General features: G+C 70.1%; 5 protein-coding genes. 4 read left to right on the forward strand and 1 reads right to left on the reverse strand.

What is annotated here, in order from left to right:
- Positions 1–249: 249 nt before the first annotated feature.
- The 4 genes from ACFYXM_RS17805 to ACFYXM_RS17820 are packed head-to-tail and all read left to right on the forward strand — an operon-like array spanning position 250 to position 4125.
- Positions 250–711, forward strand: coding sequence for a hypothetical protein (locus tag ACFYXM_RS17805; RefSeq protein ID WP_389290265.1), 462 nt, complete (start codon positions 250–252; stop codon positions 709–711).
- Between the two features lie 11 nt (positions 712–722).
- Positions 723–2969 (forward strand): DUF6571 family protein, encoded by a 2247-nt coding sequence (locus ACFYXM_RS17810; protein ID WP_389290267.1) that lies wholly within the window; start codon positions 723–725, stop codon positions 2967–2969.
- Positions 2969–3535 (forward strand): hypothetical protein, encoded by a 567-nt coding sequence (locus ACFYXM_RS17815; protein WP_389290269.1) that lies wholly within the window; start codon positions 2969–2971, stop codon positions 3533–3535. The genes ACFYXM_RS17810 and ACFYXM_RS17815 overlap by 1 nt, the downstream gene beginning before the upstream one ends.
- Positions 3535–4125, forward strand: coding sequence for a hypothetical protein (locus ACFYXM_RS17820; RefSeq protein WP_389290270.1), 591 nt, complete (start codon positions 3535–3537; stop codon positions 4123–4125). The genes ACFYXM_RS17815 and ACFYXM_RS17820 overlap by 1 nt, the downstream gene beginning before the upstream one ends.
- A gap of 86 nt (positions 4126–4211) precedes the next feature.
- On the opposite strand, the gene ACFYXM_RS17825 is transcribed toward ACFYXM_RS17820, so the two are convergent.
- Positions 4212–6716 carry a GTPase-associated protein 1-related protein gene (locus ACFYXM_RS17825; RefSeq protein ID WP_389290289.1) on the reverse strand — a complete coding sequence of 835 codons (2505 nt, stop codon included), beginning with the start codon at positions 6714–6716 and terminating at the stop codon, positions 4212–4214.
- Positions 6717–7007: the final 291 nt, after the last annotated feature.

The raw sequence follows: 7007 nt of genomic DNA on the forward strand, positions 1-7007 counted from the left end.
GCCGGCCTGTACGCCCGGCGCGGGCGTGCGGGCCGGTGTTGTGATGGCGGTCCGTCAGGAATGGTCCGCCCCGGGCCGAGAAGTCCCCGCCGTTCCCGAACGGCGTCCGGCACGCTGGGAGTTCCGGTCATGTGCCGGCTTCCCTGTGCAGGGTTCGCACCCATGGCAGGACGTCGATGGTGCATGGCTCGTTCGTTCGATAGCGTGGCATGAAGCAGTCTTTTGATCATGTATCACGGGGGTTCACAGATGTCGTTCGAGGATGAGTGGCGCGCGGAGAAGGCCGCCGTTGCCATGAGGCTGAACCAGGCCGGTGGTACCGGTGGTTCGTTACCGGCGAAAGGGTCGGCCGACTACGTGGTCGTGGACGACGAACTCGGAGACATCGGCCACGCCTCCTATGGGCTCTTCAACGGCCTCGAATCGGGTGGCAAGCACGCGCAGGCGGCGAGCGAGACCGCCAGCACGAGCCTCAAGGGCGACGGCTTCGACTCCGGCGCGGCGTTCGCCGAAGTGACCAAGACCTGGGAGACCCAGGTGAAGACCCTCCTCCAGGCGTGTGCGCACATCTCCAACCACCTCGACTACACGAAGTCCTCGAACAAGGCACAGGACGAGTGGATCGCGGCAGACTTGCGCCCCGTCGGCTTCGTCGGCCCGGTCGCCCTTGGTTCCGTGCCCGCGTCCCAGATCGACAAGTACTTCCGGTAAGGAGCTGCACCATGCCCACCTTTGAGCAGCTCCTCAACGCCAAGCTCGCCCCGCTCGACACGGCTGCCACCCAGTGGACCGAGATGATCACGAAGCTGACGGAACTTCAGACCGATGCGAAGGCCATGAAGTCAAAGGCCGACAAGGCCACCTGGAAGGGCGAAAACGCCACCGTCACCAAGGAGTTCGTCACCAAGTCGGCCAAGGAGTTCAGCGACGCCGTCATCGAGGCCACGTCCGTGCGTGACCTCATCAAGGACGCCCACGCCCTCCTCAAGACCGCCCAGAGCGACCTCAAGGACGCCTATGAGAATCCGCCGCCAGGCATCACCATCTACCCCGACGGCGTCCTCAGTCACCGCGTCCACCCCGACCGCAGGTCCGCCGACAACACCGATCCCATCGCCACCGAGGCGCAGTTCGACGCGCTGCGCGGCAAGCTCGAAGGCATCCTGAAGCGCGCCAACGAGGCCGACGAGCTCTGCGCCTGGGGCCTGCGTGCGCTGATCCGGAACCACCCCAACGACTTCGGCAGCGCCAGCCTCAGCGGTGTCGCGGACGCGAAGAAGATGCGTGCCGAGGAGAAGCAGCAGAAGGAGAACGGCCGCGAGGCCGCCAAGCTCTACGCTCGTTGGGAGCATCTCGACGACAAGGGGCGCGAGCGGCTGCTCACGCTTGTCGAGAAGGGGAAGGACTCGCCGGCGTTCGCCGCCGAGCTCATGCAGAACCTCAACTACCACGGCGGCGAGGACCAGGAGAGCCAGGAGGCGCTGCTGAAGCTGGCTGGCAGTCTGGAGGGCGGCGGCAGCGACGGCAAGGTCTCCGACGTCGAAGCCCGCCTTCACAGGGGTCTGTCCGCCACCCTTGCAACCGCCACCGGCCCCGACTCCCCGATCGGTTCGCCCGGCGGCATCACCTCCGCTTGGAGCGACCGGCTCATCGCCTTGGCTCGTGACGGCAACGGCCTGCCCGACCGGCACCCCGGGGCGCTCAAGGGCGGCGTCGAGGGCTGGAACGATCTCACTCAGTTGATGGCTGCCGACGTAGGTGACAAGCCGTCCGACCCGGAGAACCCCAAGAGCAGCCGGTTCGCGAAGGGCGAGGGCGACCCCGTCTACAGCGAAGCGTTCCTGACCAAGGTCGGAGACTCCATCCGTGAATGGGAGACGCACGACAAGGACGCGTATGACGGCGTGATGAAGAACTGGCAGGGCACTCAGGAGGACCCGATGAAGGGACTGCTGAACGCGATGAGTCACAATCCGTCCGCCGCCACCCACTACTTCGATCCGCACACCACGGACAACCTGAAGTACTTCATGGAGGACCGGCACTGGCCCGGCTCCGACGTCGAGAGCGAGATGCCGGTCGAGAGCCAGTACAGCTCGGCTCGCGCCGAATTCGGTGCGGCCCTGGAGGCGGCTGCCACCGGCCGGGAACCCGGAGGTCCGCTCGCTCAGGCTCCTGCCCACCATGATGGCGGCCAGTCGGCGATCTTCGAGCGGACGCTCGACCATTTCGGCGGCCAGACGAAGGGCGAGCAGGCCAACATGCCGGCCGCCTTGCGCACGTCGATAGGTTACATGATCGGCGATTACTCGGCGGATGTGCATCAGATCTTGGGCAAGAGCCTCAACGGTCCGACCTCGTACAGTGACCTCGACATCGACCGCGGTGATCTGGTGCGTGTCATCCGGGCCGCATCCGAAGACGGCGAGGCGTTCGGCGTGATCCAGCGGTCCCAGGCCACGCTGATTGCCGAGCGCTTGGAGCAGTTCCCCGCGGAGTCCTATCGCAAGAGCGACCCGGAACTGCATGCCTGGGTCAAGCAGTCCTCCTCAGTGCTCGGCCACCTAGACGGTGTGCGTGGAGATGTTCTCTACGACATAGGGCAGGCGGAGAAGGACCGCAACAACTGGGACAAGATGATGCGCTACCACATCATCGGTGCGCCAGTCACCCCGATCCCGGGTGTCGGCGACGCGATCCAGCGCATGGTCGATGTCGGAACCGCCGTATACCTCAACGACGCCAACGCCGAGGTCGACAAGAAAACCCGGGAGAATCTAGTCGATCACTTCGACAACGGTCAGAAGGAGATGGACAAGCTTCTGGAACGCATGGCCCTGCGCAGGGGGCTCGAACCGGGGGAGCTGGACGCCAGCCCGGGTGAGTTCGAGGACAACCTCCAGCGCCTCTCGGAGGAGTGGTATCAGCACGGCATCAAGGACTCCGACCTGAAGATGGGCGAGCGGTAGTGGACAAGAAGAAGTGGCTCCTCCTGTCCGCTGTGCTGATCGTCGCCGCGGCGGTCACCCTGGCGCTGACGCTGTGGCCCGGCGACGAGGACGAGCGGCCCGCACAGAGCCTGTGCTTCGGGTCACTGAGCGAGGCGACGGCCGCGCTGATCGATGACGGCAAGGGGGGTACGGTCAGTACTGACGAACAGGAGAAGAAGGGACAGGGCGACCTGGCCGTCCTGAAGATGTGCTTCGTGATGCGCGACAACGCGAGCAGCGACACCAAGCGGGGCGTCTACTCCCTGATCGTCGAGGACACCCGGAGCGTGCCCGGGGCGCGGAAGGACTCCGTGCCTCTTGGCGGCGGAATTGACGGCTGGGTGCTCCCCGGCACGGCCGTGGCCCAACTGCCTACGGGCTGCGCCCGACGCATGGGCTCGACGGCCCCCCACATCACCGTGACCCTCAACGCCCCCTCGCAGGAGGAGAAGAAGGGGATCGTGGACCGGGACACGGCGATCCGCAACAGTGCCGCAGTGGTACGCGAGAGCGCAGCTAACCTCGCGCGGATCGCCGGCTGCTGATGCAGAAGAAGTACCTGGTGCTTCCGGCCGTGCTCGTGGTCGCGGCAGTCGTCGTGACCGTCGGCTGGCTGTGGCCCAGCCCGCTGAAGGACCTCCGGGCGAAGAACCTGTGCCTGGGGATGCTCACGGAGGAGACGGCGGGCCTGCTCCACGACCGCAAGGGCGGCAAGCTGGTCGTGGACGAGTTCCAGCCCGGCAAGGATGACAAGGACGCCAAGGACAAACGGGCGGACCCGGTGTTCTCGACCACCTGCTTCGTCGGACGCGAGACGGACAAGGGCAACAATTTTCGCGGCCAGTACTCCCTCGATGTCCAGTCCACCAACACCCTGAACGAACCCTTGAAGGGCGCCAGCCCGTTCACCGACGGCGGGTCCGGGTGGGTGAGCCCCCGGCAGAGCGAAGTCCAGCTACCCGCCTCCTGTCCGAAGAAGATGAGGACGACCGCCGAGTACGTCACCGTCGTCCTGAAGGTCGCGCCCGGCGTCGTCGTGGCGGAGGACTGGAACGACGCCGCCCTGATCGAAGCCTCCCGCCCGATCGTCCAGGAGGCCGTCGCCAACCTCACCAAGCAGTACGAGTGCGGCTGACCGGTCGGTCGTCGTGACCGGTCGATCGCGGCGGCGGCGGTCCGTTCGCGGCCGGGGCGCCGCCGCGACCGCTGCCACGATCGCCGTTACGAGCGGCGCACCCGCGCCGCCAGTCTGCTGCCGAGGCGTCTGCCCAGGCAGTTCGGGCGGTTCCAGGCGCGGAACGCCTCCGCGGTGCGGGCGTTGCCCAGGCGTTCCGCGGCCTCCTCGACCGCCGCCAGCCCGGCGGCCGGAAGGGACCGTACCGCCGGCCTCAGCACCTCCTCCAGCAGGGCCGTCCGGGTCGCGGTCCAGGCGGTGCCCGCGTGCGGGTGGGAGCTCCATACGGTGAAGCAGTCCGCCGCGTACGCCGGGTCGGCGCGGAGGCGGGTCAGGACCGGGTCCCGGCGGGCGGCCCGCCCGTAGGCGGCGACGAGGTCCGCGTCACCGGCGTGGACGAACGCGTACAGCTCGGCCTCGGGGCGGTCCGGGGCCAGCAGCCGCTGGGCCAGGGCCTCGTACGCCTGGTCGAGCACACCCGATTCCGCCGGTTCGGCCCCGGTGCGCAGCTCGCGGGCCCGTTCCGCCCAGCCGGTCCCCGCCGCACCCGACCGCAGGTCCCGTGCGAACTCCAGGAGCAGCAGGGATCTACGTGCCCGCGCGTCGATGTCCTGCGGGAAGCCGCGCAGCAGGTCATGGGCGAGTTCGGGGGCCTCCTCGTCATCGGCGGAGGCACCGAGCGCGGCGGCGACGAGAACCGGCCAGGTGCCGACCGTGCGGTGTGCGTCGGAGGTCGTCGCGGCCAGCAACTGCCGTGCCTCGGCCACGGTGGGCGTGTCGGCGCCCCACACCAGCCCTAGCCCGGTGCGCAGCACCAGCGGTTCGGTGAACGGGGACAGGCCCCCGGCGCGGAGCACCGCGTGCAGCGCCCGCGTCCGGTCGTCACCGGCGTCCGCCCTGGCGGATGGCGCGGCGGCGCACATCCGCAGATGCGGCAGGGCCTGCGCCCCGGTGAACGGCAGGGCGACATCGGCCAGCAGCCGTTCCGTCGCCGCCGGGGCGTCCGGGGCGATCCGGTCCAACCCGTCCAGCAGCGCGGTACGGACGTCGAACTGCTCGTCCAGCAGGTCGAGCAGCACCCCCGCGCAGCCGCCCGCCCCCTCGTCCAGCAGGGACCACGCCAAGCGGCGCGCCACCTCGGGGAGCAGCTCCGCGCAGTCCACGTCCAGCAGTCGCGCGATCCGCAACAACTGCACGGTACGGCTGACGACATGACCGGGAATGCCGATCATGTTCCGTGGGCCGTCGGTCAGTTCGGTGCGCAGGTCCTCGCCCAGGTCCGTGACGAGCGAGGCGGCGACGCGTTCACCGTCCGGCCCGGCGAAGACGGTGCGGGCGGGCGGGGCCAGGGTGACATCGCCGCCGCACACCACCTCGGTCACCAGCAGAGCCCCGAGGCGGGCCGTGACGGAGGGCGACGCGGAGGGTGGTGCGGAGGCCGGTGCAGGGGCCGTGGTGGGGGAGCGGCCGTCGAGAGCGGTCAACAGGTGGGCGAGGCAGGTGAGTTCATGGGGGTTCCGGTCGAGCCCCGGCGCGGTGAGAGCGTCGGTCAGCAGGCGTGTGCGCTCCTCGTCGAGCGCGTACGGCCGTTCGGCGGCCCAGGCGGCGGCAGCCGCACGCCCGCCGGGCCCCAGCGGTACGCCCGCGCAGAGCGCGGTGACGGCGAGCGGCCCGGCGGAGAACGGCGCGCCGGGCAGCTCAGCCGCCTCCCGGAACAGCTCCGGGGACCGGTTGCGCCAGATCCGGGCGCAGGTCTCGGCCCAGACGTCGTCCACCGCCCCCTCGGGCCGCGCCCCGGCGCACGCGTGCACCCGTAGCGCGGGGCCGTCGGCGGTGGCGTCCGGGCGCGGCGCGTCCTGCGGCAGTACGCCGACGACCTGGTGCGCGGAGCGCGCCGGATCACGGGTGTACGTGGTGAACGTCAGCCGGTGTGCGTGGTCGGCCGGGAGCACGGCCCCGGCGAGCGCGATCCACCGGGCCACGTCGGCGCTCCGCCGTTCCACGAGGACCACCCGCGACGCCGAGGGCTCCTCGCACACCCGGCGCAGATCGGTGAAGACCGCTGCCAGCCAGGGGCTGCGGGAGACCGCGAAGTCGTTCAGCGCCTCCGGGCCGAAGGCGGAGGACGCGGGCAGGGCGGCGGCGGTCCGGCCGGATATGACGTCGTCCGGCGGTGCGGCGGACCAGCCCGGTGACCGCCATGCGCTGATCGGCAGCGCGTCGCCGGGCAGCCGCGTACCGGCGGGGAGATGCACCGCGTGCGCGTGGAACCCGATGCCTCCGGGCCCGCCCAGCGCCACCGTACGGCTCAGCAGGTGACCGCCGTCGGACAGCTTGCTGAAGCTGAACGCCTCGGGAAGGGAACGGAGTTCGTCGGCGATGGGGTGATCCGGGGTCCCGGTCGGCGGCTCGTATGCGAGGATTCGCTCGGCGTCGGCCAGCACCTGCGTGGGCAGTCCGGCGCCGACCGCCGTGAACCGTGCGCCGCCGCCCCCGGCGCCACCCGCGCGCGCAGCAGGGGCAGAGGTGTAGTGCAACTGCGCGAGGCTCATGCGTCGGCCCTCTTCGTCCATGCCGTGACCTCCCCGTGCCCGACAGCACCCCCGCTCCGTCGGCGCTGCCGAGGGCGGGCCGTACGGGTCGCGGGGACGACCCCGGCGGGGAGCGGGTCCGCGATCGCGGGAGCGACGCTATCAAGGGCGCAACTCCCTTAGAGGCCGCGCGCACAGATGGGGCGGCGTCGCGTGCCGATGGGCGGCGCCCGGCGGCGTTGTCGTCGGTCGACGACGCTCCGCGTCACCTCCCTCCTCCGCCTTGCCGGGCTTGCCCCTCGCCCCGCTCCT

Origin of the sequence: Streptomyces sp. NPDC002476 (assembly GCF_042889785.1) — a bacterium.
Lineage (GTDB): Bacteria > Actinomycetota > Actinomycetes > Streptomycetales > Streptomycetaceae > Streptomyces.

Bases quoted from the DNA above. Each gene is read 5' to 3' on its own strand.
- ACFYXM_RS17805 (WP_389290265.1), top strand. From the start codon at position 250: ATGTCGTTCGAGGATGAGTGGCGCGCGGAGAAGGCCGCCGTTGCCATG.
- ACFYXM_RS17820 (WP_389290270.1), top strand. From the start codon at position 3,535: ATGCAGAAGAAGTACCTGGTGCTTCCGGCCGTGCTCGTGGTCGCGGCA.
- ACFYXM_RS17825 (WP_389290289.1), bottom strand. From the start codon at position 6,716: ATGAGCCTCGCGCAGTTGCACTACACCTCTGCCCCTGCTGCGCGCGCG.
- ACFYXM_RS17810 (WP_389290267.1), top strand. From the start codon at position 723: ATGCCCACCTTTGAGCAGCTCCTCAACGCCAAGCTCGCCCCGCTCGAC.